At 44.4% G+C, this 26,101-nt stretch carries 51 protein-coding genes, 2 tRNA genes and 1 pseudogene; 27 read left to right on the forward strand and 27 right to left on the reverse strand.

Translation table 11 applies throughout. The annotated features are described in order from the left end of the window. Positions 1–48: 48 nt before the first annotated feature. The gene (locus NEJAP_RS07015) at positions 49–201 is read left to right on the forward strand and encodes a hypothetical protein (RefSeq protein ID WP_201349933.1); all 153 of its coding nucleotides are present in this window, start codon (positions 49–51) and stop codon (positions 199–201) included. Between the two features lie 129 nt (positions 202–330). Here the strand turns inward: NEJAP_RS07015 and NEJAP_RS07020 are convergent, their stop codons facing one another. Next, positions 331–930 (reverse strand): short chain dehydrogenase, encoded by a 600-nt coding sequence (locus NEJAP_RS07020; RefSeq protein ID WP_201349934.1) that lies wholly within the window; start codon positions 928–930, stop codon positions 331–333. 105 nt (positions 931–1,035) lie between these two features. Here NEJAP_RS07020 and NEJAP_RS07025 point away from each other — a divergent pair, with 105 nt between their 5' ends. Then, positions 1,036–1,926 carry a LysR family transcriptional regulator gene (locus NEJAP_RS07025; RefSeq protein WP_201349935.1) on the forward strand — a complete coding sequence of 297 codons (891 nt, stop codon included), beginning with the start codon at positions 1,036–1,038 and terminating at the stop codon, positions 1,924–1,926. On the opposite strand, the gene NEJAP_RS07030 is transcribed toward NEJAP_RS07025, so the two are convergent. Next, the gene (locus tag NEJAP_RS07030; RefSeq protein WP_201349936.1) at positions 1,913–2,815 is read right to left on the reverse strand and encodes a DUF1853 family protein; all 903 of its coding nucleotides are present in this window, start codon (positions 2,813–2,815) and stop codon (positions 1,913–1,915) included. The two genes, NEJAP_RS07025 and NEJAP_RS07030, sit on opposite strands and share 14 nt — an antisense overlap. Before the next feature lie 113 nt (positions 2,816–2,928). On the opposite strand from NEJAP_RS07030, the gene NEJAP_RS07035 reads away from it, so the two are divergent. The 5 genes from NEJAP_RS07035 (at position 2,929) to NEJAP_RS07055 (ending at position 5,995) form a co-directional block, all read left to right on the forward strand. After that, a complete protein-coding gene (locus tag NEJAP_RS07035; RefSeq protein WP_201349937.1) occupies positions 2,929–3,228 on the forward strand; it encodes an excinuclease ABC subunit C in 300 nt (99 codons plus the stop codon). Between the two features lie 27 nt (positions 3,229–3,255). Beyond that, on the forward strand, positions 3,256–5,157 hold the full coding sequence (gene uvrC, locus NEJAP_RS07040; protein WP_201349938.1) for an excinuclease ABC subunit UvrC: 1,902 nt from the start codon (positions 3,256–3,258) through the stop codon (positions 5,155–5,157). Positions 5,158–5,189: 32 nt separating this feature from the next. Further along, complete coding sequence (gene pgsA / locus NEJAP_RS07045; RefSeq protein ID WP_201349939.1) at positions 5,190–5,738, forward strand: CDP-diacylglycerol--glycerol-3-phosphate 3-phosphatidyltransferase; 549 nt, start codon at positions 5,190–5,192, stop codon at positions 5,736–5,738. Between the two features lie 88 nt (positions 5,739–5,826). After that, positions 5,827–5,902 (forward strand) — tRNA-Gly (locus NEJAP_RS07050). A gap of 19 nt (positions 5,903–5,921) precedes the next feature. Then, positions 5,922–5,995 (forward strand) — tRNA-Cys (locus tag NEJAP_RS07055). 143 nt (positions 5,996–6,138) lie between these two features. Here the strand turns inward: NEJAP_RS07055 and NEJAP_RS07060 are convergent. The 20 genes and pseudogenes from NEJAP_RS07060 to NEJAP_RS07150 all read right to left on the reverse strand — a co-directional run bounded on the left by NEJAP_RS07060 (position 6,139) and on the right by NEJAP_RS07150 (position 14,508). Beyond that, positions 6,139–6,840, reverse strand: a complete 702-nt coding sequence (locus tag NEJAP_RS07060; protein WP_201349940.1) for a DNA-methyltransferase — start codon at positions 6,838–6,840, stop codon at positions 6,139–6,141. Further along, positions 6,837–7,001, reverse strand: a complete 165-nt coding sequence (locus tag NEJAP_RS07065) for a hypothetical protein (RefSeq protein WP_201349941.1) — start codon at positions 6,999–7,001, stop codon at positions 6,837–6,839. The genes NEJAP_RS07060 and NEJAP_RS07065 overlap by 4 nt, the downstream gene beginning before the upstream one ends. Next, complete coding sequence (locus NEJAP_RS07070; RefSeq protein ID WP_201349942.1) at positions 6,994–7,983, reverse strand: tyrosine-type recombinase/integrase; 990 nt, start codon at positions 7,981–7,983, stop codon at positions 6,994–6,996. The genes NEJAP_RS07065 and NEJAP_RS07070 overlap by 8 nt, the downstream gene beginning before the upstream one ends. Continuing rightward, positions 7,983–8,195 carry a DUF4224 domain-containing protein gene (locus NEJAP_RS07075; RefSeq protein ID WP_201349943.1) on the reverse strand — a complete coding sequence of 71 codons (213 nt, stop codon included), beginning with the start codon at positions 8,193–8,195 and terminating at the stop codon, positions 7,983–7,985. The genes NEJAP_RS07070 and NEJAP_RS07075 overlap by 1 nt, the downstream gene beginning before the upstream one ends. 31 nt (positions 8,196–8,226) lie before the next feature. Next, complete coding sequence (locus NEJAP_RS07080) at positions 8,227–8,496, reverse strand: hypothetical protein (protein ID WP_201349944.1); 270 nt, start codon at positions 8,494–8,496, stop codon at positions 8,227–8,229. Between the two features lie 11 nt (positions 8,497–8,507). Beyond that, positions 8,508–8,903: a phage protein NinX family protein gene (locus tag NEJAP_RS07085; protein ID WP_201349945.1), complete on the reverse strand. Its 396-nt coding sequence runs from the start codon at positions 8,901–8,903 to the stop codon at positions 8,508–8,510. Between the two features lie 21 nt (positions 8,904–8,924). Further along, complete coding sequence (locus tag NEJAP_RS07090; RefSeq protein ID WP_201349946.1) at positions 8,925–9,377, reverse strand: hypothetical protein; 453 nt, start codon at positions 9,375–9,377, stop codon at positions 8,925–8,927. Between the two features lie 94 nt (positions 9,378–9,471). After that, a complete protein-coding gene (locus NEJAP_RS07095; protein ID WP_201349947.1) occupies positions 9,472–10,407 on the reverse strand; it encodes a phosphoadenosine phosphosulfate reductase family protein in 936 nt (311 codons plus the stop codon). Then, positions 10,397–10,597, reverse strand: a complete 201-nt coding sequence (locus NEJAP_RS07100) for a hypothetical protein (protein ID WP_201349948.1) — start codon at positions 10,595–10,597, stop codon at positions 10,397–10,399. The genes NEJAP_RS07095 and NEJAP_RS07100 overlap by 11 nt, the downstream gene beginning before the upstream one ends. After that, positions 10,597–11,511 carry a helix-turn-helix transcriptional regulator gene (locus NEJAP_RS07105; RefSeq protein ID WP_201349949.1) on the reverse strand — a complete coding sequence of 305 codons (915 nt, stop codon included), beginning with the start codon at positions 11,509–11,511 and terminating at the stop codon, positions 10,597–10,599. Before NEJAP_RS07105 ends, NEJAP_RS07100 begins: the two co-directional genes overlap by 1 nt. Continuing rightward, on the reverse strand, positions 11,508–11,747 hold the full coding sequence (locus NEJAP_RS07110; RefSeq protein ID WP_201349950.1) for a hypothetical protein: 240 nt from the start codon (positions 11,745–11,747) through the stop codon (positions 11,508–11,510). The genes NEJAP_RS07105 and NEJAP_RS07110 overlap by 4 nt, the downstream gene beginning before the upstream one ends. Continuing rightward, positions 11,744–11,992 carry a hypothetical protein gene (locus NEJAP_RS07115; RefSeq protein WP_201349951.1) on the reverse strand — a complete coding sequence of 83 codons (249 nt, stop codon included), beginning with the start codon at positions 11,990–11,992 and terminating at the stop codon, positions 11,744–11,746. Before NEJAP_RS07115 ends, NEJAP_RS07110 begins: the two co-directional genes overlap by 4 nt. Next, positions 11,989–12,123, reverse strand: coding sequence for a hypothetical protein (locus tag NEJAP_RS19430; RefSeq protein ID WP_268927832.1), 135 nt, complete (start codon positions 12,121–12,123; stop codon positions 11,989–11,991). Before NEJAP_RS19430 ends, NEJAP_RS07115 begins: the two co-directional genes overlap by 4 nt. Continuing rightward, complete coding sequence (locus tag NEJAP_RS07120) at positions 12,120–12,473, reverse strand: hypothetical protein (protein ID WP_201349952.1); 354 nt, start codon at positions 12,471–12,473, stop codon at positions 12,120–12,122. Before NEJAP_RS07120 ends, NEJAP_RS19430 begins: the two co-directional genes overlap by 4 nt. Then, the gene (locus NEJAP_RS07125; RefSeq protein ID WP_201349953.1) at positions 12,470–12,736 is read right to left on the reverse strand and encodes a DUF3850 domain-containing protein; all 267 of its coding nucleotides are present in this window, start codon (positions 12,734–12,736) and stop codon (positions 12,470–12,472) included. Before NEJAP_RS07125 ends, NEJAP_RS07120 begins: the two co-directional genes overlap by 4 nt. After that, positions 12,733–13,026 (reverse strand): hypothetical protein, encoded by a 294-nt coding sequence (locus tag NEJAP_RS07130; protein ID WP_201349954.1) that lies wholly within the window; start codon positions 13,024–13,026, stop codon positions 12,733–12,735. Before NEJAP_RS07130 ends, NEJAP_RS07125 begins: the two co-directional genes overlap by 4 nt. Continuing rightward, positions 13,023–13,286 (reverse strand): hypothetical protein, encoded by a 264-nt coding sequence (locus tag NEJAP_RS07135; protein ID WP_201349955.1) that lies wholly within the window; start codon positions 13,284–13,286, stop codon positions 13,023–13,025. The genes NEJAP_RS07130 and NEJAP_RS07135 overlap by 4 nt, the downstream gene beginning before the upstream one ends. A 134-nt stretch (positions 13,287–13,420) precedes the next feature. After that, positions 13,421–13,591 (reverse strand): annotated as a pseudogene (csrA, locus tag NEJAP_RS07140) (carbon storage regulator CsrA); the annotation flags it as partial. Beyond that, positions 13,585–13,869, reverse strand: coding sequence for a hypothetical protein (locus NEJAP_RS07145; protein ID WP_201349956.1), 285 nt, complete (start codon positions 13,867–13,869; stop codon positions 13,585–13,587). The pseudogene csrA and the gene NEJAP_RS07145, both read right to left, overlap by 7 nt. A gap of 147 nt (positions 13,870–14,016) precedes the next feature. Continuing rightward, on the reverse strand, positions 14,017–14,508 hold the full coding sequence (locus tag NEJAP_RS07150; protein WP_201349957.1) for a helix-turn-helix transcriptional regulator: 492 nt from the start codon (positions 14,506–14,508) through the stop codon (positions 14,017–14,019). Positions 14,509–14,669: 161 nt separating this feature from the next. Here NEJAP_RS07150 and NEJAP_RS07155 point away from each other — a divergent pair, with 161 nt between their 5' ends. Beyond that, positions 14,670–15,605 carry a BRCT domain-containing protein gene (locus NEJAP_RS07155; protein WP_201349958.1) on the forward strand — a complete coding sequence of 312 codons (936 nt, stop codon included), beginning with the start codon at positions 14,670–14,672 and terminating at the stop codon, positions 15,603–15,605. A gap of 11 nt (positions 15,606–15,616) precedes the next feature. On the opposite strand, the gene NEJAP_RS07160 is transcribed toward NEJAP_RS07155, so the two are convergent. The 5 genes from NEJAP_RS07160 to NEJAP_RS07180 form a co-directional block, all read right to left on the reverse strand. Continuing rightward, positions 15,617–15,919, reverse strand: coding sequence for a hypothetical protein (locus NEJAP_RS07160; protein ID WP_201349959.1), 303 nt, complete (start codon positions 15,917–15,919; stop codon positions 15,617–15,619). Between the two features lie 39 nt (positions 15,920–15,958). Next, positions 15,959–16,405 carry a hypothetical protein gene (locus NEJAP_RS07165; RefSeq protein WP_201349960.1) on the reverse strand — a complete coding sequence of 149 codons (447 nt, stop codon included), beginning with the start codon at positions 16,403–16,405 and terminating at the stop codon, positions 15,959–15,961. Then, on the reverse strand, positions 16,380–16,868 hold the full coding sequence (locus tag NEJAP_RS07170) for a type II toxin-antitoxin system HicB family antitoxin (RefSeq protein WP_201349961.1): 489 nt from the start codon (positions 16,866–16,868) through the stop codon (positions 16,380–16,382). Before NEJAP_RS07170 ends, NEJAP_RS07165 begins: the two co-directional genes overlap by 26 nt. A 1-nt stretch (position 16,869) precedes the next feature. Beyond that, on the reverse strand, positions 16,870–17,115 hold the full coding sequence (locus tag NEJAP_RS07175; protein ID WP_201349962.1) for a type II toxin-antitoxin system HicA family toxin: 246 nt from the start codon (positions 17,113–17,115) through the stop codon (positions 16,870–16,872). 122 nt (positions 17,116–17,237) lie between these two features. Further along, entirely contained in the window at positions 17,238–17,921 is a 684-nt protein-coding gene (locus NEJAP_RS07180) for an XRE family transcriptional regulator (RefSeq protein WP_201349963.1), read from the reverse strand. Positions 17,922–18,037: 116 nt separating this feature from the next. On the opposite strand from NEJAP_RS07180, the gene NEJAP_RS07185 reads away from it, so the two are divergent. From NEJAP_RS07185 to NEJAP_RS07275, 19 genes are all read left to right on the forward strand, one after another. Then, positions 18,038–18,256, forward strand: coding sequence for a transcriptional regulator (locus tag NEJAP_RS07185; protein ID WP_201349964.1), 219 nt, complete (start codon positions 18,038–18,040; stop codon positions 18,254–18,256). A gap of 71 nt (positions 18,257–18,327) precedes the next feature. Then, positions 18,328–18,930: a hypothetical protein gene (locus NEJAP_RS07190; protein WP_201349965.1), complete on the forward strand. Its 603-nt coding sequence runs from the start codon at positions 18,328–18,330 to the stop codon at positions 18,928–18,930. A gap of 514 nt (positions 18,931–19,444) precedes the next feature. Beyond that, positions 19,445–20,098, forward strand: coding sequence for a Rha family transcriptional regulator (locus NEJAP_RS07195; protein ID WP_201349966.1), 654 nt, complete (start codon positions 19,445–19,447; stop codon positions 20,096–20,098). Continuing rightward, entirely contained in the window at positions 20,098–21,075 is a 978-nt protein-coding gene (locus tag NEJAP_RS07200) for a helix-turn-helix domain-containing protein (protein ID WP_201349967.1), read from the forward strand. Before NEJAP_RS07195 ends, NEJAP_RS07200 begins: the two co-directional genes overlap by 1 nt. Positions 21,076–21,080: 5 nt before the next feature. Further along, positions 21,081–21,611 carry a hypothetical protein gene (locus NEJAP_RS07205; protein ID WP_201349968.1) on the forward strand — a complete coding sequence of 177 codons (531 nt, stop codon included), beginning with the start codon at positions 21,081–21,083 and terminating at the stop codon, positions 21,609–21,611. Beyond that, on the forward strand, positions 21,611–21,823 hold the full coding sequence (locus NEJAP_RS07210) for a DUF7220 family protein (protein ID WP_201349969.1): 213 nt from the start codon (positions 21,611–21,613) through the stop codon (positions 21,821–21,823). The genes NEJAP_RS07205 and NEJAP_RS07210 overlap by 1 nt, the downstream gene beginning before the upstream one ends. Next, a complete protein-coding gene (locus tag NEJAP_RS07215; RefSeq protein ID WP_201349970.1) occupies positions 21,820–22,050 on the forward strand; it encodes a hypothetical protein in 231 nt (76 codons plus the stop codon). The genes NEJAP_RS07210 and NEJAP_RS07215 overlap by 4 nt, the downstream gene beginning before the upstream one ends. Then, positions 22,040–22,318: a DUF968 domain-containing protein gene (locus NEJAP_RS07220; protein WP_201349971.1), complete on the forward strand. Its 279-nt coding sequence runs from the start codon at positions 22,040–22,042 to the stop codon at positions 22,316–22,318. The genes NEJAP_RS07215 and NEJAP_RS07220 overlap by 11 nt, the downstream gene beginning before the upstream one ends. Before the next feature lie 79 nt (positions 22,319–22,397). Beyond that, entirely contained in the window at positions 22,398–22,685 is a 288-nt protein-coding gene (locus tag NEJAP_RS07225) for a hypothetical protein (protein WP_201349972.1), read from the forward strand. Next, complete coding sequence (locus tag NEJAP_RS07230; RefSeq protein WP_201349973.1) at positions 22,678–22,887, forward strand: hypothetical protein; 210 nt, start codon at positions 22,678–22,680, stop codon at positions 22,885–22,887. The genes NEJAP_RS07225 and NEJAP_RS07230 overlap by 8 nt, the downstream gene beginning before the upstream one ends. 10 nt (positions 22,888–22,897) lie before the next feature. Continuing rightward, positions 22,898–23,335: a VRR-NUC domain-containing protein gene (locus NEJAP_RS07235; protein WP_201349974.1), complete on the forward strand. Its 438-nt coding sequence runs from the start codon at positions 22,898–22,900 to the stop codon at positions 23,333–23,335. A 5-nt stretch (positions 23,336–23,340) separates the two neighbouring features. Next, complete coding sequence (locus NEJAP_RS07240) at positions 23,341–23,658, forward strand: hypothetical protein (protein WP_201349975.1); 318 nt, start codon at positions 23,341–23,343, stop codon at positions 23,656–23,658. 10 nt (positions 23,659–23,668) lie between these two features. Further along, a complete protein-coding gene (locus NEJAP_RS07245) occupies positions 23,669–24,133 on the forward strand; it encodes a hypothetical protein (RefSeq protein WP_201349976.1) in 465 nt (154 codons plus the stop codon). A 359-nt stretch (positions 24,134–24,492) separates the two neighbouring features. Beyond that, positions 24,493–24,708: a hypothetical protein gene (locus tag NEJAP_RS07250; RefSeq protein ID WP_201349977.1), complete on the forward strand. Its 216-nt coding sequence runs from the start codon at positions 24,493–24,495 to the stop codon at positions 24,706–24,708. Next, positions 24,708–25,085, forward strand: coding sequence for a D-Ala-D-Ala carboxypeptidase family metallohydrolase (locus tag NEJAP_RS07255; RefSeq protein WP_201349978.1), 378 nt, complete (start codon positions 24,708–24,710; stop codon positions 25,083–25,085). Before NEJAP_RS07250 ends, NEJAP_RS07255 begins: the two co-directional genes overlap by 1 nt. A gap of 3 nt (positions 25,086–25,088) precedes the next feature. Beyond that, positions 25,089–25,409 (forward strand): hypothetical protein, encoded by a 321-nt coding sequence (locus NEJAP_RS07260; protein ID WP_201349979.1) that lies wholly within the window; start codon positions 25,089–25,091, stop codon positions 25,407–25,409. After that, complete coding sequence (locus NEJAP_RS07265) at positions 25,406–25,594, forward strand: hypothetical protein (RefSeq protein ID WP_201349980.1); 189 nt, start codon at positions 25,406–25,408, stop codon at positions 25,592–25,594. The genes NEJAP_RS07260 and NEJAP_RS07265 overlap by 4 nt, the downstream gene beginning before the upstream one ends. Beyond that, on the forward strand, positions 25,572–25,931 hold the full coding sequence (locus NEJAP_RS07270; protein WP_201349981.1) for a hypothetical protein: 360 nt from the start codon (positions 25,572–25,574) through the stop codon (positions 25,929–25,931). The genes NEJAP_RS07265 and NEJAP_RS07270 overlap by 23 nt, the downstream gene beginning before the upstream one ends. Next, complete coding sequence (locus tag NEJAP_RS07275; RefSeq protein WP_169565812.1) at positions 25,921–26,100, forward strand: hypothetical protein; 180 nt, start codon at positions 25,921–25,923, stop codon at positions 26,098–26,100. The genes NEJAP_RS07270 and NEJAP_RS07275 overlap by 11 nt, the downstream gene beginning before the upstream one ends. The last annotated feature ends 1 nt before the right edge of the window (position 26,101 follow it).

Consider the following 26,101-nt stretch of genomic DNA (forward strand, 5'->3'; position numbering starts at 1 on the left):
ATAATCACGGCAAAATTTAATTAAGCATTAGACTAAAGGTATAATTATATGTTTGGCGTTGATAAATACAACTTGATCTCTATCGCACCGAGTTTAGCTGTTATTGCTGTATGCGTAGCATTGGTTTTTGTCGGTGTGGGTGTATTGAAAAAAGTAATGGTGCAAGACGCAGCAAAAGCGGCAGCACGCGACGTTAAATAGTCATAGTAAAGCAGTTACCAATCTCTATTGATAACTGCTTTTCTTTTTATAACCTTCTAAATTTATTACTTCTTACCTGTCTCTTTTGAAGTGCTCTATAGCTTCAAACCATCTTCTTAAATGTGTGGATCATACGTAATCAGGTACATCTAAGGTGTTTCCGTGATCACTTCCTGTAACTGCAGCTACATAAGCCTTGGCTGTGTCTTTAGCAGAAACTCCGTAAGCGCTATCCATGCCCATCATTTCCATGGTTTCCTTCACAAAAGCGGGGGCTACAATGTTGACTCTAAAGTTTTCGATTTCAAGTGCAGCCGCCTTGGCGAAGCTCTCAAGGGCACCGTTAGCCATACTGATCGCTGTACTTCCTGGCATCGGTTGGCGGGAGAGAATACCGGAGGTAAGCGTAATTGAACCACCGTGGTTAATAAATGCTTTGCCTATTCTTACTAGGTTAATTTGTCCCATCAGCTTATTGTTTAGTGCCAGCTGGTAGTCACTGTCTTGTAGTGCATCTAAGGGCGCAAAGTTGGCGAGGCCTGCTGTAGAAATGACCGCATCTACGTTTCCTGTTTTAGTAAACATAGCGCTAATTGACTCTGGGTTGCCTATATCGACCTGTACATCACCGCTGTTGTAATTAGCACGAATGATCTCGTGTTCAGAAGAGAGAGCGTCTGCTACGTTGCTGCCGATAGTACCTGATGCGCCAATAATTAATACTTTCATTTCTATCTCCAAGCTGCTGTTTGTTAACTTGGAAACTATCTTATAATTATGCTTAGATATGAAAAACAGTATAATTAAGAAATCATTATTCTTATTTGGTGAAATATGGATCTATTGAAGTCGATAGAAGTCTTTCGTCGTGTGGTGGCATTTAAGAGCTTTAGTGCAGCTGCGAATGATCTTAATATGGTTAATTCAGCGGTGAGCCGACATGTTTCAGAATTAGAGAGGCGGCTTAACTGTAAGTTATTGCAACGCACTACACGCTCAATGAATCTCACAGCCGAAGGTCTTCACTACTTGCAGCGCTTTGAATCTATCGTTAGCAGTGTTGATGAGCTAGACCAAGATGTAGAGCGCCGGCAGAACGATATTGTTGGTCAATTGCGTATTACCGTGCCACTGCATGCCAATGGTCTGCAAAATTTTCAGCCACGGTTGTCGGAGTTCTTAAAGCGTTATCCTGGAGTAAATTTGTCGTGGCTGTTGGTGAATCGGCACGTACATCTTATAGAGGAAGGTATTGATCTTGCTATACGTGTGGGGGAGCTACCTGACTCAAACTTAGTAGCTAGAGAGCTATGCAAGATGAGAGTCTATTTTGTTGCCAGCCCCGCGTATTTGGACGTTGCAGGCATGCCGCAGACCCCGGAACAGATGGCTGAGCACCGTTGCATTATTGATGGCAGCATTAGCCAGCCGACGCGCTGGGTTTACCAAGCTGAGCGAGGAAAAAAGCATGTGACGGTATCGGCTAACATCGAAGTTAATAACGCTGAGCTCGTGGCAGGCTTTGCCGTTGATGGTTTTGGTATTGCTTACTTGCCAGACTTTATAGTGAATGAGCATATAGCGAGAGGGCGTCTCGTGCGTTTATTAAGGCCCTATGAAGTTGGGCCTGTCCCTGTATCGTTGGTGTACCCCATGAATCGCATGATGAGCCCGGCATTGCGAGCCTTAATTGACTTTCTACTAGAGGAGCCTATAACGGAGTAGGCCAGTTATCCCGTACAACAAAACCCCGACTGGTTTCTTGCCAACGTTGCAGTGTGTTATTCCATCGTACGCAGGCTAGCATTGTAGGTTTGTTATCCTCACATACTTGTTGCTTCATCTGTGTAAAGTTTAATGGACTGAGTGTGTCGTAATGGGCAATGCCACCCATCCAATGCCAGCGAGGCAGGATGATAAAGCAGCGGTCGGTTTCAGTTTTTAGCGTCTCTATCTGATGTTGAAAAAGCCACCATCCTCGTAAGTGTTGTGGGTTTATGAGCTGATTGTTGGGTATAAATGATTGCCAGTTGTCGTAGGGGTAGAACAAAATACCCGTTAAGAGCAGCTGGCGTTGTTCTGGAGTAGAAAAACCCGCGTTATGGATAGCCTGTAAAGCGGCAGGTGTCTTACTAAGGGGTAGTTGATGCTCAATCAAACGTTTCCATTTTTTATCCAGCCGATCTTTACCGCCTGGGCCGATAAAGCTTTCAAGACCACTTTCGGCGCTCTTTCTAACATCATGTTCAGCGCCCGTATAAAGATAAAACTTGATGGCGAGTTCGAGATGAATACAACGTTGTTTTGCACTCTCGTATAGGCAATCCAGTTCACCTAAGGTGCGCTTCTCTCCTGTGATAACAAGGTTTCTTTGTAGTAGTTTTGCTTGTTTGCTGTGTTGAAAAAGCACAGAGATACAGTCTTCAAACTGTCGACCCAAGCGGTATGCTGGTGGCGCTGGGTAGGTCATTTCTGAGGTTGGGCAATGATGTAAATCTTCAAGATGTTTGTTCGGTATGAATACCTCAATATCTGCAGGGCAACTTATGATGGGCTGTGAGCCTACCAGCCATTGCAGATCTTTCTTAATATCAATAACTAACCGGTCTTTCACTGATACAATACCCAATATTAATGATTCACATCCATGATGTTCTTCCCTAAAGTATATTACTATGGGTGCCGTAACGGGGAAGTGATAATCAATAGTCGCCAGTAGGTAAGTATATGAGCGAAGTTACAAATACAGAGCAGAGAGCACAAAGGCGTTTTCCATTGCTCTCAGATACTAATATAAATACCGTATTGATGAATGGTGCGCAGATCGCTTTATGTAAGCTAAAACGTGCTCGTAATTTTGATGCGCGACTTTATTTTTATGCCGAAATCGGAGCCTTCCTTGAAGTATCTTTATCACGTGGGGCGGGCATTTCGGATGATACGCGGGCGCGTCTTGAAGCCGTGCATCGTGAAGCAACACATATACATATGGACGCAACCAAGGCATCAAGAGCAGTTGAAGATTAATAACTTTTATGTGTAATTATAAACGCTATGCCTGAAGCTACATCTGAGACAGCCGCTCAAGCTGCTGAACTATCTACCAATGAAGATAAACCTATCACCGAAGATACACCTGTATTTGATAGTAAGGCGTTTTTGCTTCGCTTAACGCCGCGTCCAGGTGTTTATCAAATGCAAAATGCAGCAGGTGAGCTGCTCTATATTGGTAAAGCAAAGAACCTTAAAAAGCGTGTCAGCAGTTACTTTCGCACCACTGGCCTTACGGTAAAAACTAAAGCGCTAGTAAGTCATATTGCCAACATAGAAATAACCGTTACCAATAGCGAAACCGAAGCGCTGTTACTTGAACAGAGCTTAATTAAAGAATACCGGCCGCCTTATAATATTCTCTTAAGGGACGATAAAAGTTACCCGTATATCTTTGTATCTGAAAAAGAAGACTATCCGGTGCTTACGTTTCATCGGGGTACAAAGCGAAAAAAAGGCCGCTACTTTGGGCCTTTTCCGAGCAGAGCTGCCGTTAATGACAGTCTTAATATACTGCAAAAGATTTTTCGTATTCGCTCGTGTGATGATGCATTTTTCCGTAATCGTTCACGCCCTTGTCTGCAATACCAGATCAAGCGCTGTAGTGCGCCTTGTGTAAAAGCCGTATCAGCACAAGCGTACGGCGAAGATATTCGCCACGCATCTATGTTTCTTGAAGGTAAAAGCCACGCCATCATGAAAGAGTTGGCATTACAGATGGAAGCCGCCGCTGCAGGGCTGGATTTTGAGCGGGCTGTTATCTACCGGGATCAAATCAGTAGCTTACAGCTGATTCAAGAACAACAGTATGTGTTTGGTGAAAGCGGTGATGCCGATGTCTTAGGCTGTGCGATACAACCCGGTGGCGTATGCGTACATGTCTTGTTCGTTCGTGGCGGGCGTATTGTGGGCAGTAAAGCCCTGCATCCGAAAGTGTCGATTGAAGACAGTGAATCAATGGTGCTGTCGGCATTTATTGCGCAGTGGTATATCGGTAGCGCCAGAGAAATACCTGACCAAGTTATCTTTAGCCATGATCTTGACGATAAAAGCTGTATTGAAGAAGCGTTGAGTGAACAGCGCGGTAAAAAAGTGAATTTAAGCTCACGGGTTAAAGGTGAGCGTGCGGGTTGGCAAAAACTAGCATTAACGAATGCAGAGCAGCACCTAGGTAGCCATCTGGCGAGTAAACAGAATATTTATAAACGCTTTATGGCTTTGCAAGAGGTGTTTGCGTTAGAAGAAGTACCTAAGCGTTTAGAGTGCTTTGATATATCGCACAGCTCAGGTGAGGCGACTGTTGCTTCATGTGTTGTTTTTGATCGTAACGGCCCACTAAAAAAAGACTACCGTACCTTCAATATTGAAGGCATAACTGGTGGGGATGACTATGCCGCGATGCACCAAGCACTGATGCGCCGTTATACAAGAATCAAAAAAGGTGAGGGCGTATTGCCCGATATTCTCTTGATTGATGGCGGTAAAGGGCAGGTAACCCAAGCAGTAAAAGTACTCGAAGAGTTACAAATTAGTGAAGTGCAGATTATCGGTGTTGCAAAAGGTACTAGCCGTAAAGCAGGCTTTGAAACACTGGTGATGGCAGAAACAAATCAAGAGGTCGTATTAGCCTCGGATTCAGCCGCGCTTCACTTGATACAGCATATACGTGATGAGGCGCATCGCTTTGCCATTACAGGGCACAGAGCACGGCGAGGAAAAGCACGAAACCAATCAAAACTTGAAGGGATTTCTGGCGTAGGCCCGAAGAGAAGACGCGAATTACTGAAACATTTTGGCGGAATTGCAGCAATTGAGCGCGCGAGTGTTGAAGAAATCGCAAAAGTCACTACCATAAGCCCAGCGCTAGCCGATGAGATATACGCAGCGTTGCATCCAGAAGCCTGATCTCGGAGTTGTCAGCTTATATGCTGTTATCGATGAACATACCCAATTTACTTACGTTGTTACGAATCGGCCTGATTCCAGTACTCGTGCTTTGCTACTATTTACCTTACGCGTGGGCGCCTATGGCAGCCGGTGCTATTTTTGCTGTTGCAGCCTTTACCGATTGGCTAGATGGCTACTTGGCGCGGCGCTGGGATCAATCATCAGCACTGGGCGCATTTCTTGACCCTGTTGCCGATAAACTAATGGTATCACTTGCCTTAGTATTGTTAGTTGAGACATTTGCACAACCTTGGATGACCATCCCTGCGATGATCATCATTGGTCGTGAAATTGTTATCTCTGCTCTTAGAGAGTGGATGGCAGAACTGGGTAAGAGAGCCAGTGTTGCCGTCTCTAATATTGGTAAAATAAAGACAGCGCTACAGATGGTCTCTATCTTTGCGCTCATCTCTTTTGAGCCATTTACGACTATGTCGTGGGCGGGTGTGGCCGCTTTGTATGCTGCCGCTTTGTTAACCCTATGGTCGATGATTCTTTATATAAAGGCGGCTTGGCCAGATTTAACTGAAGAGCTGTAAGTGGTTAATCTTTAAGAAAAAAAAGAAATGCATAACAAGGTTGACACCACCTCAGATCTCTCTATAATACGCCCCACTGTTGCACAGAGCGGGAATAGCTCAGTTGGTAGAGCACGACCTTGCCAAGGTCGGGGTCGCGAGTTCGAATCTCGTTTCCCGCTCCAAATTTGTACAGCATGCGATGGCGCGATGGCAGAGTGGTCATGCAGCGGACTGCAACTCCGTTAACGCCGGTTCGATTCCGACTCGCGCCTCCATTTACAAAGCAATATAAATCAGTCACTTAGGTGGCTTTTTTTATGTCTGAAATACATTGAATTTTTCCCCAGCTAATAAAAACTAATATAACCACTAATATACAGTGGTGTGTTTTTATACAGCCTTGCATGATTTGAATATATTAACAAAGCTCAAATGATGCTTGTGCTGTTTCACTTTCAACTCTTTGTAGTGTTTCTTCGAAATAATCTTTATCAATCTCGGTACCAACAAGATCAACACCGTAATAATGTGCCGCTATCGCAAGAGAGCCGCTACCAACATGGGTATCTAAAACGCGATCGCCTTTCTTTGCATATTTAGATAAAAGCCATTGATATAACTTTACTGGTTTTTGTGTAGGGTGGATCCGTTTCTCTTTATTTTTCATGTCTCCCTGTAGCATTCCAGACCAACGGTACTTAAACATTCTTACTGCTGTTGGAAAGCTGGTGTATGCGAGTTCGCAGTCTGCAAAGTTACTGGTACCGTTATCTTTATCCCAAACTATCCAAGCTGGTGAGGCTATATTGATGCGATCGGCAAAGTGATTAGCGCCCCAAATTATCTGATTCTTGCTAACGCGCTGTAGTTCTTTGAAGTATTCACAAGAAGGCGGCTCGTTATCCCAGTCTTTATCAGCAAACACAGTGCTTTTAATTTCGGTACCGCGAGTGTTTTTAGTGCCCCAAAATTTTCGGGCGCCTGCTTTCGGCGTTCTGGTACCGCTTCGTTTTCCTGCTTCACCTAATCCATAAGGAGGATCAACGATCGCTAAGTCGAACGAGTTATCGGGGAGTGTTTTCATATACTCCATGCAATCCATATTTAGAAGCTTTATCACTTCGCCATCCTCTCAACCCAGTATCTAATATCAACAAGAACACTTATCAAAAAAGCAGTCACAAGACCGTAGGTAGTAAATCCTGTATCACCAATAACGCAAAGCCCAAGAAATACAGCTATCAACTGGCCGCAAAACCAATACTTTCTAGCTTCACTCATTAGTATCTACCACCTTAATTTTACGATCATAAACGGCAACCTGGGCGGCTGTCTTATGGCCTGAGAATTCCTGCTTATTGCCTTCATAATCACTTATCGATTTAGCTTTTATGTCGTGAAAGGTGAAGTCAAACTTCAGGTTAGGGTGCTTGCTGGTGGCCTCTACTTTTGCAGCGGTGTACCAGTGTCGCAAACGGGTAGCCGAAATATGATTCCCTTCCTCATCAGACATTACCCACTTCATGCTTTTAACTAGCTGGTTAGCAAGAACAAGCTCAATAGCTGCTTTCAGTCGTGGGTTCCAGCGCTTAATCTGCTCTTTGTTGGTCTTTCCTTGCTTGATGTATATGCCTTCATCCTGCAGGTCTGAACGCTTTAATGCCAGCACATCGCCTTGCCTAGCAGCACAGCAATAACTAATCTCCATTGCGGCTTGAAGCATTGGGCTGGCGCAGTTTAATACGGCGTAGTACTCCTGATCTGTAATGTAGCGTGTGCGGCTTTGCTCCGTGAATTTATGAACTTTTAAGCAAGGGTTGATCGTAACAATCCCGCGCTCATATCCCCAGCCGAAAACCTTGCTCATAAAGCTGTGCTCGCGGTTGGCTTGAACTTCCGACTTCACACCCCGTTTATCCATATACATTCTAATATTCTTAGGCGATATAGAAGCACAGGACATTTTCCCAAACACCTTTAAAACTTTTGTGCCGTAAGAGCTGTAGTCATTTTGAGTACGTGGCGCTAACTTCGAGAATGACTTCGATTTAAAAAAGTCATTGACCAATTCAGCGAATGAGCCGGCCTTCATTTCTAGGCGTGACAACTCTTCTTCGTAGCGCTTCCAAACCAATCTTTGAGAGGCATTAAGGGAGCAGAGTGTAATACTCCCGCCTGATGCTGGATGGTACTGATAAGCGTATGGTGTCTTATACACTCGCTGTGGCATCCACTCTGTCCCCGGCTTGCGTTTTCTGCCCATTACATTGCTCCAAAGTTTGGTTCGTCATCAAATCTAGGTGCTTCTAGGCTCTTCCCAGGGCGGTTAACCATCCCCCATGTTAGGCTAATACCGCCGCCCATTTTATCAACAAAGAAAATGCCTGCCCGGCTTAGAACTTGTTTCTGTTTTTTGACTTGGCTTGCACCAGTCAGAGCAACGACTTGATCATCTGTTAAAATTTCATCTGCCATGTTCTTCTCACTTCAATAACTGGTATTTTGCTTAGGGCTTCGTTGCGCACGGCTCTTCTTTTAGTGTCAATCTGGCAGTGCCCTCGCGGCCCGCATACAGCAGGCCGTCCATTGACTTCTGTTCGCTTTTTGTCATATTTCGCCATTTTGAAATATAAACATCTTTGCCTTTCATCACTCCTTGCGGGGAGCAAACGCACGAAGATCCGTAGCTATATCCGTTTTTACTTAGCCACTCTTCAGCTTCATTCTTCGCAGAGAATGTATCTCCATTGCCTTTAAATGTTTTCTCAAAACCCATACCTACCTCACTTATCGCTTTAGCTGCATCATTTGTAGAAAAACAATCATTGCTGCCCGTAATAGGCCGCTATTGTCATCACAGACTGAAGAGTAAGCTTCTGGTCCCCATGATTCAGCTCTTGGTTTTCCAATGTGGCTCTTCGGTCTAGGGGTGATTATGATGTTATTCACAATAATCACGGGCCACGCCTCTTCAGGGTTCGCGCAGAAATTCATTTGCTCCCATGCTTCGCATTGCTGCCCGCGCTCATCTGTCTTAGCCGCCCATATAGTGTTCGGATATTGCTCATGGTACTTCTCAGTAAATCCGCTACGACCTTCTTCATACTCAGTTTTAACCAGGTAACCAAGCGTTACAGCAACAGCTTTATTAATCTCAAAGGTGCTCACATCTTCATAGCTCATAATGCCTACCTCACTTATCGCTTAAACGGATCGCTGGCCGTATTTATTAATTAGCATTGATTCGCACTCATCAGCCAACACATCAAAGTAAGGCAACGAAACAACATTAGCTTTTCCTTCTGAATAACCTTCAGGAACCCCGCTAGATAACCAGAACTGCCTCGCATCTTTAAAGGCCGCTTTCGCATGATCTGAGTTAATACAGAATGTCAGTAGGCTTTTTCCATAAACCGAATAGATTTTCTTTTCTAATATAAGTCGCGCAATTCTGGATCTCAGGTGTGGCTTTTTAATCAGATCAGTGATTCGCTGTCTTGACGCCATATGTTCAGCCATTGACGCAAACAACCAGTATTCATCATCACAAACCACCCCGTAAAATCCGCCGTTATATTTATGCAAAACACCTTTTGCGAGCAACCGCATTTGATTTTCCCATACGGCATTCAGCAGGTTTTCATCTGTTATTTTCATGACTTCTTATCTCCCGCTGGTTTCTTTTTAGCTTTACGCTTTGGCTGCTCTAACAAATACAGCTTTGGCGCTGTGTGTTTAAGGATTCGCTTTTTCATTCGCATAACCCGTAAGCAGATTTACAACTTTCAGGATCGGCTGAGGCCGCAATTAAATCGAACTGCCGACCACCCCTTGCCGTTCCTGACCACTCGATCATTCGGTCTATGCCGTGCGTTTTATAATCAACTAAATCTGTACTGGTATGCAGCGCATCGTTAGTGGCCGTAAAGAATGTTGAAGACTGCCGCCGTGACGCCTCGCTAACTAGCCGTTCCCACTCCCTGACTCTGGCCACTTCATCAGGAAACCTGAGCGCAATCGCTTGTAGCTCAGCCTTATTGCTGTTAACACACGGCATGCAACCCACTCTCCCCATCCCCTGCTTATATAAAGGATTAGGCTTTAATCCCATGTATCGATGAGCTTCAAAAACCCTATCAGCATTCCAGCGCACCAAAGGCCGGTAGTTAAAAAGCCCACCTCCAACTTCTTCAAACTCTTTTGCATATCGTCGGGCATGGGACTCATCACGCCTTACACCTTGCCAGCTCCAAATAATTTCATTCGCATCTAACAACGGTAAAAATACTTGCTCAATGATGGGCTCTGTCTTTAAAAATTGTGTGCAAAACCGTGCCTGGCTGGATGGGAACCGACCTTTCCACATACACAAATCCAAAAATGGAATGCCGGTGGGATACAAAACTTGTAACGCACGATCTCTAGCCGCATCAGTCCAGCCTGGTAGCTCACCGGCTATTAACTTTCGACGCTTGCGGGCTATCTGTTCTGAAAAATCCGCTTTAACTCTGCGAATTGGTTTACCGAACCAACTTTCTAAATAATCAAGATATTCATACGTTTCAGGGTGTTCATGTCCTGTATCAGCACTGACCATTTCGAAATCAACTTCTTGCGCAACAGCTAGCAATGCAGTAGAGCAAGAATCCTTACCGCCCGACATAGAGAGAATATTATTAATTTTCATCACCACCCCCGAACATATCGTCTGTGTTAGCGCACCGCTCAGTAGTGGATTCAAAATGTGTGCAGCGAACAACCTTAATATCAGGTGTTGGTTTTTCGATCACTCGCATATCTGAGAACGGTAGGTCGCTGCAATTATCATTAGCCTTAGTGCAAGCGGCACACATAGAGCCTTTAGGTGTATGGCTCATTATTTAGGCTCCTGCTTGGCGTTTTCTACTGCGCTCCACTGGCTTGTTGAAATGCCTAATAGGTCTGCCATATTTCCTTGTGTCATATTTAGACGAAGGCGAGCTTTACGTAATGTGCTGGCAATAGTTTCAGGGCAGTCTTCAGTTTTATAGTCCCGCTCAATGAGATTTTTCCGTGCCTTAATACCGGCGAGAATACCCATGGCTAAAAAACCATCTTCGCCACTTTTACACCAAACTGGTACGTCGTCTTCTCCTAATCTATGAGTGCAAACATCGCCATCGATAGAGATGTAAAACGTAGGCATTCCATCAGCCAAAACGCCGCTTCTAGTTTGTAGACTTTCTGCTCGAGTAACGCTTTCAAGGCTCTGCTTTGGCGTAGTCTCTAAAACAGTCTCAGCAGACATAACCGCTTGCATTAAGCCTTCTTCAGTTTTAGCGGCATGTAGAAAGTGCTTAAGTGATTCGGTAACAGCAAATAGGTGAGCTTCTAGCTCTTTTATGGAGGAGTCTTGATGATTAATTCGCCCGCATGCCAGCCTAGCAAGCTGGGGTATTGATACCGTCCAGCTTCCCTCGTTACCGTCAGCATCTTCGCCGTATACATCGATACAACCATCTTCAATATCGGATACGTCATAAGATCCTAGAGTTGTTAGCTCATAGTTCAACAGGTCATCTTGAGGCGTTTTCGTGCGTGGCTCTGCTGATTTAGTCATGACTTCATCATCTCCGCTAGTTAAGAGCTGAACATCTTTATCATTCACGTACATGGATTGCCCCTCTGCAATAAGAAGTACGGCAACCCCAAAGCCAGCACCGACTTTCTCAGCCGGAGCGACTCCAACCACCGAGTATTTTTCTTCATTCCAAAGGACTGTTTGGCCTATAACGCCACATGGAGTATTCATGCTGCTCGCTCCCGTTTCCCTGTCTTAATTTCATCCAGAATCGTTAACAGCTCATTGTGCTCCGGCCATAATCGGAGCAACCAAAGGCGCTTAGTTTGCGACTTGCCATTCTCTGTAACGGTTAAGTCAACTGGCGTTGGTATAAGCAACCAAACCAATATTTGTGAAAAACCAAAGCACGCGGCTCCGAGCATAATGAATGCAATTGCGGTTACGGTTAGATCTAAGATGCTCATGCCTTAGCCTCATCAATCAGCTTTAAAAAATTCCGTTGCTCACGTAACTGTCCTATTTCAGCTTTTTCATCCCAGTATTCATCATAACTAGCCGCATCAACTAGCTGAGAAATCTGCCCAGCTTTTTCAATGGCGTTTTTATAGCTACCATCTTCAGTTATGTTTTTCGCCAGCTCTAAAATTCTTAATGAAATACCTTCGCGGCCTAGTATTTCGCCAGCTTCGCGTTTCTTAGCGATTCTCATTTCACAACCCTCACTGAACTACCTACACCGAACCACTGAACCACAAGAGACTTAGCTGCTTCTTTGGTCATGCGAAGGGAGCTGATATTACCGATAGGCTTTCCGTCCTGGTTGAATATGGTGTAGTTCATGAATCAGCTTCCGCAGCTGCGTGTTCTCTCAACTGCTTAGCAATATCGTGGGCGCGAGAAGTAAAATCATTCATTGATGAGCGACCCTGCTCGAGCTGAACAGACTCTAACGCGGTAGCAATTCGCGGCCTGCCTGTCTTCTCGAAAGCATCATGAAAACCTGTGTTAAATTGATCTTGGAACCATTCATCAGAGCCGCCCAACAAGAAAATTGGCATCCCATTATCTGATTCATCGTCAATGATTCCGTAACGCCCTCTACCGATAATGCAAACAGCTATGCAGGCCGCTATTCTGTCAGAGCAGTCGATGGTTGCTTTATCGCTAGGGTTAGATATTTCAAGTCTCATGCTGGCTTTACTCCCATAACTACCCACCCATCAGAAAGACCGTAGCCGGACACGATCGATGTAATCTCTGTTACTAACTCGCTACCGGTATACTCAAGCGGTGCACCTTCTTGAATTCTGAAGCCTGTAGTGGTGGTTTCTTGAAGAACCAATATGTCACCTACAGCAAAATCACGGTCATTAAGGCGAATCTCAAAGGGCTTAAGCCCCGCAAGGCTTTGCTGAAATACTTGCGGGTCTGTTTTTAGGTGGTGCTTTTTCATGCTGCCACCTCGATCATTTTATAATCACAGATAAACTCGAAATCCCCACTCCAGTCGCTGCCATGTTCATCTTCGCCGTTTTCATCTATCTCACTATCAGGAGGGCGCTTTTTTAAATCTGTTTGCGTAGCTCTTGATGTGATTACACCAGCAACGACCTGATCCACTGCTTCATCCCATCCATCATTCAAGTGGTGTTGAATGCAATCGTGAGCAGCAGCATCTCTTTTTTCTATCGTGTCGTACTCTTCCATGCCGCAATCAGGGCAGTACACAAAATAATTACTCATGCGCTTTTCCTTAAATTCTCGATACTTGTCACCTCTTTAAATAGTGACAAGTCACGATCTATTAGTGCCGCTACGTTATGAATCATTACAGTGATAGCTTCGGCGTCTTGCTCAAAGCCAGCTTCTGTTTTGATTCGCTCAAGTTCGCCAGTAGTGCCGCTAAACATATCCATGTTTAAAGGCTTTGCACCGACTGCTGCAAGGTGTTCCGCTTTGCGTTTACGCTCATCTCTTTTTCGCTGAGCTACATCCTTCGCCATGACTATTCGCCCTGTCTCGTTTCGGGCAATTGATCAGTAATGCACTCACGTAGCGCGCACTCGCAAAACTCACACACACCCTTGCACTCATCACAATTAGCTGGTGTTCCAGTGCAAAGTGCTAAATCCTGCTTCTCTGATTTTTCAGCCTGAATGCGCTCATAAATCTCTTCACGGTGTACCGCTACATCTTTAGGAGCATTAACACCGATACGCACCTGGTTGCCCTTTACGCCCAGCACAGTGACGGTTATTTCATCACCTACCATTACCGTTTCACCTACACGGCGAGTAAGAATTAGCATTGTTCGGTTCCTTCCTTTTTTGGTTTGATTTCAGTTTGTTCAAAAATTCTTTTAGCTTCGATTTCGCAGATATCTAGTTTTGTTAGCACTAGCTGTTCACAGGAAACTCTGTGAGTCATATCAATGCCGCCACGGGTCTTTATAGCGATAACATCAACAACAGTTTCGCCTTCGCAGTACTGACAGCCCACACGCTCAACAATCGTGTATACAACTCTGCAAACTAATCGGGCGCCGGGGAATGCCACCAGCAATGAGGCACTACTCAAGCCAGACATTAAAAGTTCCTCAAGCAGTGCATAACGGATGCAACAAAAGGCGCGCCGTGGTGATACTGAATAACGCCATGAATCACAGCAGTAACGGGTATAAGGGCAAAGAACAAAGCGAGAAGCCCGCAACCGTACATAAGCAAAATAAAGTATTCAGGCAGCATAAGAGGCTCCAAAATCTGAACCGTTGTAGAGGTCGTAAACAGCATCACCCACCAGCTTTTCAATATCGTCTAAGCGGTTGTTTCGTGTTCTGCTGGTGGTTCTTGTACGTCGACTGGTACGAGTGCGGCGGCTTAGTTCAATATCGGCGTCAGCGTCTATTTGCAGGGCTGGAAGCGTTAACCAGGTAAAGCTCATAATCAGAATCAAACCAAGACGGTGAAGCGCTCCAAGATCCATTAATGAGTTGATAGCAAGTACCACATCGCTGGTGGAGGTTTTGAAGTAGATGGACTGCCACATTTGAACGATGTTGCTTTTACTGCAATGCATCTCTTGAGCTGCCTCTTTCTGAGAAAGGCCATTCATTCGACATACAACTGCGCGTGATTCAGTAGGAGTTAGCTTACGACCACCTGGCAATGCCATTGGTTGGCATTGCCATCCTTGAAGTGCATATCCTTTTGCTGTTCTAGTAATCATTTTGAGCATCGCTCTATTTACAAGCTATGCTTTCAGTATACAAGCAAATAACTTCTTTTCAAGTTTAACTTGTAATTTATTTTAAAGTTATTCTTGTTTGTTGGGCGCAGAAGACTATCTGTAAAATTTAGAATTAAGTTATATTTCAAGGATGAAAGAGAATGCCTACAGCAAAGCAGTGCCTTAAGTGCGGGGTTGAAAACTCTGATTATATAAATGCCCCTGCTGCTGCATGCCCGGAGTGTGGCGCGGTATATGCAAAGGTTGATGCCTACCTTGCTAAAAGCACTAAGCCCAAGAGCGATGGTTTCTCGTTCATAAAGAAGCTTGGAAGAATGCTTAAGCCTATTAGCACTAAAGCCGAGGGCCGGCACGATACAAAAGAAACAGCTCCGACCAAAAAACCATCTAAGGCAAAACGCAAAACCACCAAAGAGCCTCCATTAAAAAAAGTGAACGGACAGTCCGCTACCGCTAGGTTTGACGCCTCAAGACGCGCGACGCGCGATAGGAATGAGTTTTACGGTATATGTAGAGGTGTTATTTTTGATGGCAATGTTAGTCAGCTGGAGGCTGAAAATCTTTTGACGTGGATGCAGATGAATACCGGCCTAATTGAAAGCTGGCCGGGCAATGTTATTTACGAGCAGCTAAAGATAGAGCTATCAGGAGGGAATTTAAGCAAGGAGGGATCAGCAGCGCTATTGACGTTGATGAAAGAGGCGACAGGGCAGGCTCAAAAAGCTGAGGGGGTTGATGTTACAACAGGGGAGGTTTTATCTGTAGCAGTGAGCACTGCTTTGCCCACCGTGCATGTAGACTCTATTGTATTTGAAGAGTCGGTATTCGTGCTAACTGGCCAGTTTGAATATGGCACTAGAACAGAGTGTGAAGACGCTATTAGTGACTTAGGTGGGCGATGCGTAAGAAGCCCTACAAAAAAGACACATTATTTAGTTATTGGTGAGCTAGGAAGCAACGATTGGTCGAGCACTTCTGCTGGCCGTAAAATCGAGAAAGCGGTGGGTATGCGCGAAGCAGGCCATCACATAAAAATTATCAGCGAGCAGAATTGGTCTAAATTTTTAGACGGATAGAATAGATCCGGTTAAAACCGGCTCCACTTTATTTTTAATATGCGCTCACCCATGATATTGATTTTCCAATTAAGGTCGTCATAGCGGTAGAACCATGTTTCAACTGTTCCCCATTCTTTGCAGGGTGAGTTTTTAGACCGCCGACTAACACAAACAACCTTTTTAACTCTGCTTTTTGGTGAGCCAAGATTGGCCAATAGAACGTCGATAGAGTCGCCTTCGTTAATCAGTACCCGGCCGCCATCGGCTCGCAAAGAGCCAGCATTAGCATTAAACGAGAATATTATCGCAAGTATTAAAGTCCATTTTTTCATTAGACGGTTCCATTGTTACGAAAAATTGCTTTATTGATGTTATTGAAAGTCCGCTAAGTTAGCTAGCATTGGAGGAGTAAGGTTTTGAATAGGGGTGCTTCTTAGTAGCTCAGCAGATCTAATGGCGACTATAGGTTTTAAGGACAAATAAAACATCCAGCGAGCATCCCTAATTTCTTTGGTTGAAAATTCGCCATCTTGTACTTGATACCTAAAAATAAGAGTCATCCCTCCTTCAACGACTTTGGGCGTTTCGCTGTGATCTTCTGTTTGCTCGCCTTCGAAAGCGTTAGTGGAGAAGGAGTAATGCCATTCAAAGAACTCGTCGGTCTTTACCGTTTCGTCATCACCAAGCATTAACTCAATTTTTTCTTCGTAGGTAATGAATCCTTTTTCTTTAGGGGAGTCATCATAGTTATTTAAAAATTGACTGGATTTGATTATTTTAACTAGTTCGATACTAGTGAGTAGTTTTGGTATTTCCACTTAGCTCACCATTAAATTGATCGATAAAAGGGTTGCCGAGATCGTTATAGTCGACATCAATAGTGTTGCGCTTTTCTTTTGCACTTGCGTTTTCTTGAACGTGCAGATGGATATTGTTAGTAACTGATTTGTCTTCCAGCAAGAAGTCAACAGCGTTAATTAACAGCTGATTAATGCTTATGCCATCTTGGTGTGCTTTTATAGCAACAGCTCTATGCCTTTCCTGCCCTATGCGAATATTAGTAGTGCCCGATAGCGGCTGGTCTGGTTTTTTATCTATTTCTTCACAGGTAGCCAGATAATCATCAACAGCTTCTTCGAATGCTTTTTGTAGGCCTTTCGGATCATCTGCTTCAAACATTATTAGGTCTTGGATATATAGAATTTTTCCACAAAGAATATTGTCTTCGCAGTCGATTTCCATTGTGCCAATATAGCCTTTATGTTTTTTTGTTGTATTCATGCTAAATCCTCTTCATCTCTTTGAGACGCGCGACAATGTTTTTCAAATAGCATCGCTTAACCTCATTCCCTGGGTGTGGAGGGTGTAAAGCAAATATAACCTTGGTTTCAGGGCAAATAAATTTTACACCATTACCAGAAGGCTCTTCTTTAAATCCTACGCTTTTCATAAGAGACTGTAGCTCAGTCCAAGTAAAATCTTTCGGTATCTTACAGAGCCGTTGAATGAGCTTTTCTTTTCTGCTCATGTTAAGCGTAGTCTCTTTGTTTGATGTTGTAACTATAATTTAGTTGCACAAGTATAACAATACTGTACGAAGATACATTGTTATTAGTGAAAGCATCCTTGTTCATTGTTCAATCCTATGATTTACAGTAAGTTTCTTTCCACTATAGTCACTGCTTGGCCAATCACTCTTAATTGGTCAATATTGTGAGATGATACGGTTTCATCACGATAAAGGTTTTTGTCGTCGTTATCGCTACTGATAAGCCAAGATCCATCTAAGCGCTTATTAAACCGCTTTATTCTTAGGTCGCCATCAAAATCAAACGCAAATATTTTACCGCTAATAGGCTTATGGATCGCAGTATTAATTAACAATAGGTCACCACTCATTAAAGTAGGCTCCATTGATTCGCCGCGAATAGGCACTATATTGGCTCTTTCCTTATCTACCTGATAGCGCTCAAGCCACGCTCTATCCATAGGCATATACTCCTTAATTACATCGTCAGTGACATACGAACCAGCGCCAGCCGCTAGGGATGCATCCAGAATAGGTATTTGCACGAACTTTGAAGGCAAGTATGAAATGCTCGCTTTTTCATTGACTTGGTTCTCTGACTCTAAATTAGCGCCAAAAAGAAGAAAAGAAGCTGACACACCTAAGATTTTTGCTAGTAGGTCGACACGGTGCTGTCGAGGGGTTGTGCTCGACTCCCATTGCTGGACAGCCTGCGGCGTCACATTCATTTTACGCGCTAGCTCAGATTGAGACATCCTAAGAGATTCGCGCGCTTCTGTAAGTCGTTCAGAAAAGGTTTTATTCATAATCGCAATTATACAAGCGGCGCTTGTTATTCTCATTTAAAGAAAAACTTGAAAGCCTTAAGTGCTTTCTGTAAGTTTGTCTTGTAATTAATGACGAAAATCAGGATGCACACGCAATGAATGCACTCGAACGGGTAATTTCTATTATCGGTAGCCAAACCCGGTTGGCAGAAAAGCTAAATACAACCCCGCAAGCTGTTCAGCAGTGGGTGGCCAAAGGGCAAGTTCCGGCCCTGCGCGTGATTTCAATTGAAACAGCTGTTGTTGGCAAAGTAAGTCGTCACGAGCTGAGGCCTGATCTTTACCCTAAAGAATCACTACCCCAAACCACATAACCCATTATCCATATTTTAAGTCGTTTTTTTATACAACGTGTTTCATGTGAATTTATACAGGGGTTAGAAGAGTGAAGGCATTAGATGCATTAAAGCCCAGAGGCGCTAAAACCAAAGCATTATTAGCTGAACTTCAGAGTGCAGACCTATCTGTTGAGGCCGCTCATGCGCTCGATCTAATCCTTAATGTGCCGCATTTTGTTGTTGAGTGCTTTTATCCATCAGCAGCTGGTGGCTCTTTGAATTGTATAGAGCCAACCGACAGTTTTGAGCGAATCGTCATAGCGGCTAAAGAAAACAATGTTACTGCGTTGATCGGGGAGCATGTTCGTTTATCCGCTATTAAGCGCAAGACTGAGCAGCGGGCAACAGGGTTTGAGTGTATTGCTTTTGAGCCTTCAAATAAAAAACAGGAAGAGCGGCAGAGCAGAGAGCGCACTTTTGATGACAAGCTAAAAGCGGCGCTCGGTGTTGCTGTTTATGGTGCTGAAGGCGTGGGATTTCCTATTCTATTTGATTTGATGTGGCCCGCTGAAGAGTTCTTTATTTACGACGTTAAGCATGAGGCATATCGCTTTCTGACAGATGCCCTTGATCAAGCGCTTCGTACAGCGCCTCATCACGATCTTGGCCTGATTTTCCAAGCCTCAGTTGCTCGTATGGAGGACGTTTAAGTTGTTTTACTTCGATAACGTAATGCCAAAATCCTGTTTCGAGCTGTATTACATCGCCAGCTTTAGCTTGGCTCTCGGAGTGGTATTGCTTTGGGTTCATATCCCCTTCCAAGCCAGTGTAATAAAGGTGATATGAGTAGGTTTGTGTCATGTGTAGCTCCGTTACTTGATGTGTGTAGGAGCGTTGATGGCAGCGGAGTTGCACATTTTTTTAAAACGGGAGAGATATATGGAAGCTGTTAAAGAGTTGTGGAAGCGCTGCAAAACATACTTAAAGCAGCTTCTGTGTATTCATAAGTCAGGAAGACCTCACCTAAACGCAGCTACGAAAGTAATCACAATAGAGTGCAATAAGTGCGGGTATAAGCATTCATTCCCTGTAGGGCGAAAAGCAGTAAAGCATAAAGGCATGTGGGTATAGCGTGACATGTCACGATTTATAAGCAGGCAATAAAAAGCCCGCAAAAAAGTCTTAGAGGACTGCGGGCTAGTAATCGCTAGATTGGAGAAAATTATGAACGAGATGATTATGAATAGCAAATCAGCGTTAACAATGAGCAGTCTTGAGATATCTCGACTGGTTGAATCTCGCCATGACAATGTAAAAATAGCTATTGATAGGCTGGTTGCTAGAGGCGTAATTCACCAACCTGCAATGCAGGATGGGATTAAAGCGTCAAATGGGGTAACCACTTCAGAATACCTAGTAAAAAAACGCGATAGCTATGTTGTCGTTGCTCAGCTATCACCTGAGTTTACAGCTCGGCTGGTGGACCGCTGGCAGGAGCTAGAAGAGCAACTAGCCCCGCAAGTGCCTACTAATTTCGCTACCGCTCTACAGCTAGCAGCAGATCAAGCCAAACAGTTAGAGCTCGCAGCGCCTAAAGTGGCTTTCGTTGAAAACCTAGTAGAGCGCCATACATTAATGACTGCTACCCAGATCGCGCAAAAGCACGGTATGTCAGCAGTAAAGCTTAATCGGCTACTTGATGAGCTGGGTGGCGTTTACTCTAAAAGCGTTAAGCGTGGACGCGCATTCATTCAGTCGTTTATTGATAACGGCTACGGTGAGCTTAAGCAGACAGAGCATGGGCACTCTCAGTGCTTGTTTTCAACTGCTGGCGAAGTATGGATTCACTCTAAGCTAGTTAGCGAGGGAGTCTGTTAATGAGCCGTACTGCTACTGACTGGGCGTGGTCGCTCAGTATTAAGCCTGCATCATTAAAGCTTTTGCTGCTATCGATGGCTGATAGAGCGGATGAGGGGCATTGCTGCTACCCATCTATTGCGCGCTTAGTGAAAGATACCGGGTTAAACAAAAAAACCATCCAGTCGGGTATTTTAAAGCTGGTGGAGATGGGTATTTTAGAGGATACGGGCGAGCGTAAAGGCCCAACTCAGCGTGTGCGTGTGTTCTGTTTAGAGGGTATTAAGAGCGGGCGCACTAATTACGATGCTAAATCTAAAGACCCCAAAAACGGTAACATTAAAAAACAGCTAGATTCATCATCTAATGATACCGAAAATGGTAATGTTCCCGAAATTGGGAATGTTCCCAAAAACGGTACTTTGAACGATACCGAAAACGGTGTTTTGAATGACCCCGAAAACGGGGTACAGAACCACCCATTAGAACCACCCATAGAATCAACTGCTGCAGCATGCGTGGGATATGATGAAGCCGCTCCCGGTTCTGATCAAACTCAAAGCACGGTAGTGCTCGCACCCTCGAAATTATTCGACACTTCAACTCCTGATCACAAGCAAACTTTCCAGATGCATGTTGATTGGCAGCCAACAGCCAAATTTTCAGAAATGTGCCGATTCAATCAAATCAATCTAGCGTCGATTGATGAAGATGAGCAGGGCGATATTTTACGCGAGTTCATCACGTACTGGATAACCAATGGTGACCGCCCAGCTTCTCAGGGGGAATGGGAGCGCCGTTTCATGAACCAGATTAAACGCCTTCAAGTACGTAAGTTCGATTCACCTCAGACAATCAGAGCTCAAGTGACGGCTGAAGTTATGGACGTAGGTAACTTGGATTGGATGAAGGGGAATATTGACCCGCTCAAATCGCCAAAAAACAAGCGAGCTGATGTATCCAGAGCAATCATGAACGTGGGAGATACAGACTGGTGAGCATCATGATAGATATTTTAAAATCAGTTGAGCGTCTTTGTGATCATTGTGGTACGCCGTTAAAAAGGAAAATTTACAAGGGTGGTAGAGCTGAAGCACTCGCCCCTTTTAAAAAAAGGAAAACGTGTAGTAGAAAATGCACCGGCTTATTGATGAGCATAAGCGAGAAAAAGAATAACTGTGACCAATGCCATAAGCCGCTTATTAGAAGATCTTATGCAGATGGGCGGACAGAACCCTCTGCAAATTTTAGGAAAAGGAAGTTCTGTAATAGTGATTGTTACGCCTTATCAATATCAGGCAAGAACCATTGGAAGCCAAAAAAAGCAGCGCTCAAAACCCCTGTGATTCCGATAGTAATCGCCGCGCCAGATTTGCCGCTTCGTCTAATTCCTAGTGATGCGACACACAAAAATGAATGCGGAATATTCAAAAAAGTAGGTAAACGGTGGTTTCGTCACGATGGGTTTGGGTGGGTTGTTTCTAATAACACCAACTCTAAATACAAGATTAAGCCTATAGGGGAGGTCGCTTAGTGCAATCCCGCATCGGATCAGCCGTTGAGGCTATTCAAAATATCATAGTTGGTTATACGGTGAATATGCTCGCCAATTTCGTTATTTTCCCTTTTTTTGGCTGGGATTTATCGCTACAGCAGAACTTAGCGCTGGGCGTTATCTATACCGCGATTTCGTTTGTGCGCAGCTATGCCATTCGCCGATTTAATAATTGGAACCTAATGCAATGAAAGATCCTGAAAAGGTCGTTGAGTACGTACTGACAACACAGCGCGATATTCCTGCTGTTCTGAATAAGGTCAGGCGCCAGATGGAGCTAGGGCTAAAAGAAGGGCCTTTCGTTGTCCATATAGGCCGTCAAGTTGTTGATGGGTGTCGTTCTGGTGACCATAAAGACCACCAGCAGATTAAGGGAGTTTTAGAGCGCATAGCGGCTGAGGTAAACAATGGCAGCTAAACAGAAGGCATTCAGAAGCCCTAAGTATTTGAAGTGGGTTAAGTCTCTTCCTTGCTGCATGTGTGGGGGTAATGCAGACGATGCACATCATATCGTTGGGATTGGTCACTTGGGTGGTATGGGCACTAAAGCCCCTGATAGCTACACAATGCCTTTGTGCCGCCAGCATCACCAAGAGATCCACCAGCAGTCTGAATTATGGACTGATCAATGGGAGTGGGTAGCCAGAACACAGGCAAGAGCGATTAGTGAAGGGGTGGAGGTGTGATAGATATGTGGGCAATTTCCATCTTAAAAATAATTTTAGGGTGTTTAGTATTTAAGCTGCTTTCTAGCGAGGCTTCGGTATGAGCAAGAGAGAGCTGAAGGGTTTTAACATTACAGCGAGCGCAGCAGATTTTAATAAATCGATCAAAGCGGTGGCTTGCGCTTTTCAAGCATTAAAAGCGTCAATGGAGGTTGAAATACTCCCTGTTTCAGATGGTCGCCAGCGATGTAAAGCACCAGGGCACCCGACGAGGTTAGCAACCCACTATACCGAGCATGGGCATTTCTGCCCCGAGTGCGCTCATAGAATTAAGCAACAACACCAATACGGCGGTAAAACGCTTATGAGGAAGATTCAGCATGGCTAAGCTAACAGTGCAAGTAAGTGTAGAAACTGTATTTCAAAAAGCGCTAACACGTGTCGTTGAAGCAATTGAAAAGGAACATGGGATTAAGATTTCTAATGTTAACTTTAGCTGGAATGACTTTACTGATACATCAATGATTAGCCATGTAAGCAAATCAAACGTATCTGAATGCGAAATAACCAGCTCATTATCTATCAAGTAGGTGAAGCCTGTTGAAAAAATGGACAGCTCCACCAGCAGCTAAAAAATCTAAACCCCGTAAGCCAAAAATAGATTGGGAAGGGAATGAGCAAACCGTTTTCTTCAACTGGTTACGCCTACAGCACAAAGCGGCTTTTAATATGGCCTACCACGCACCTAATGGAGGGAATCGAAGCGAATCCGAAGGGGCTCGGCTTAAGAGGCAGGGCGTAAAGGCGGGCGTTCCTGATGTGTGTATTGCTATCGCTAAGGGTGGGTATTTTGGTTTGTATATTGAGTTTAAGGCCACCCCACCAAAAAACTCAGCCGTTTCAGTAAGCCAGGGCGAGTGGCTCGCAAAATTAAATGCGCAAGGTTACAAGGCTGTTTTGTGCAAAGGGCTAGATTCAATAATGGCTGAAGTGTCTGATTATCTGAAATTACCGGCAACAGTTGTAGAAAAGGATTAGCGCCGATGAAAGAAAAATCAAAACCTTTAGCCGTTGTTATCCCTGATCTAATCCGTTGTGATAACCCTGCATGTCATGGGGGCGTTATTAGCGGTTTGTTTGGCAGCAAAAACCCTTGTTATAAATGTAATGGTTCTGGTCTACTGGATAAAAACACAGTAGAGGCGGTTGATCCTGTTTTAATGGTCTACGCGCTAACGGAACAGATAAAACAGTTACAGATAAAGATTAAAGCGTTAGAAGCAAACCAGAAGCCTTTAGAAGAGTTTCATCCTCATGCTGGTGCATCGAAAGCGCTTGGCGGTAGACGGACAATGGATTAGCGGGTGATTAATGGATAGTGACGTTATTGAAATAGTAGATAGGCATATATCTCTGCTTTCTGTAGATGCCATTAATAGCGAGATCGGATTCAGAGGTGCTCCGAATATAATCAATCAGCTAATAATCTGCAAAGGCTGCCTGCCTCGCAGTGATGGGTGTATTGGCGCGCACGACGATAACATGGTCAATAAGGTTGATTCGATGCTAAAACCTATTGTTAGTAAATATAGCTGGTGGTGTGATGGATGTATGAAACTATTAAAAAACCAAAATAGCGATAGCCCGTATTGGTGTCTAATAGCTGAGGTTTATTTATCATCTCGCCCAAACCGAGCAACCGGCAAAAGCAGCCATACGCAAGCAGATATTGCCGCGATAGTGGGTCTTAGTCGCTCGTCGTATCAAGCAAACGTGAGCAAAGGCGCTCAATTCATTAAACAATTGGTAGATTTACGCAGCATTGAGGCTGCTTAATAATTTATTTTGATTTATTAATTTAGAGCCTTGATTTATCAGGGCTGAAAGAGTACTGTATTTTGTATTGTAGGAGAGTTGCGAAAGCGCTCTCTTTTTTTATGCCTGCAATTTCGCGACAGAACTTAATCCAGCGGGGTGAGTCATGTAAATTTATTGTTGTGGTTCGGGTTTATCTAACGGCCTGATCATCAAATGTTAGGCGTGCGCAGCGACATATCCCGCACGGTGGCCGATAGGCATGGATTGAAATAGGTTGGGGTGGCATCCCATTTGCGCGTTCAGCTTGCCGTACATATATGTCTTTTAGAGCCTCGCTTATGCGGGGCTTTTTTGTGCCTCCTATTTAGAGAATGTTTATGTCAGACGAACGGATACAGCTGCTCGAATGGAAAGTAGGTGAGCATTCGTCTGCTATCAAAGAGCTGCGAGCTGATCACCATAAACTCAGCAATGCGCTTGTTGGAATACAGAATTCATTGAAACAGATTAAATGGACTGTGCTTGGCGCTGTGCTTTATGCAATGGCTACTGAGGTTGGTTTGCTTAATGCTATCAAGGCGGTGCTGGTGTAATGGGTGATCTAAGCAAAGATTTCAGCAGGAATGAGTTTTCCTGCAAGTGCGGCTGCGGTTTGGATGATGTGAATCCTGCGCTTATCACTGTGCTGCAAGATCTAAGGGATTGGTTTCGCCAGCCGGTCACTATTAATTCCGGTTGTCGATGCTATGACCACAATGAAGCGGTTCAAAAGAAAGCTAACCCAAATTACATAGCGAATTCCTCTAAGTCACAGCACATGCTTTGTGCTGCTGCTGACATTGTTGTCAAGGGGATATCAGCGGGCGAAGTAAGTAGGCATCTCGATATTCAATATCCTAACCAATGCGGCATTGGTTCATATAACAGCTTTACACATATAGATGTTAGACAGCGCAAGGCCAGGTGGTGATATATGAGCGACTACAAAGGCAGCTATCAAACGTTTGGTAGAACAACTGTTGAGAAGCGGCATTCGTGCCCGCTCTGCTTTCGTTATGTGCTGCGGCTGGATTTTGTTGATGAGTCTTCTTTTGCAGCAACTGTTACCGTTGAGGACAGGCCCACGGCGAATGATGGTAGTCGCACTATGTATGTATGCATTGCGCTCTCTCAAAAGCCGGGTAACGGCCACCTCACACGAATGATTGCTGATACACGTCAGTACTTTAAAGATGAGGGTTATACGCACGCTGAATACGTGATTGATAAAGAACAACAACGGATAGAGTTATGACCGCAGACAATCGTTATCGAAGCCGTAAGTTTTGGCTGGCTGCTACCGCGTCATTAGTTTCTCATGCCGCTTTGTTATCTTCCGGCATGACTGGCGCGGACTGGGTGTCAGCTCAAGCCCTCATCCTTATGGTGTATAACGGCGCTAACGTAGGGGAAGCTTATGCCATTAAGACTACTAAGTAGTTTCCTCGCATCTAAGGTGACCACCATTGTTCTTATGCTTATGCTTATGCTTATGCTTTTGCTAAGCGGTGGCGCTTGGTTCATCTACTCAGAGCTACAGGCTAAGGCTGTTATCGCAAAAGAACTTAAGGATATCAAAGACAACCAAGCGGCTGTTAATGCTGCTGATCATGGCTTAGTGCAGGTTGAGGCAGTACTTAAACGTAATGCAGAACAGATCAAAGCGGCGGTACGGCATGCGACCAATACAAACACTAATGATCTTACTGATGAGTCTATCAGTATCATCCTGTGCTCTAACGGACTGGCTCACCCCTCGGCGTGTAGTGATCCCTGATCGATACCTAGCCGACTGCCATCAGCCATTAGCAATGGGATTCAGTAAGCAGTTATTACTTGAGTGGGGATTAGACCAGCATGAAGCGAGTGATCTTTGTAATGCTCGCCTGCTATGTGCTCGTGAGATTAATAGCGGACGAATTAAAGACTGCAAGGTTAAGGAGTAAA

The organism is Neptunomonas japonica JAMM 1380 (genome assembly GCF_016592555.1).
Taxonomy (GTDB): domain Bacteria; phylum Pseudomonadota; class Gammaproteobacteria; order Pseudomonadales; family Balneatricaceae; genus Neptunomonas; species Neptunomonas japonica_A.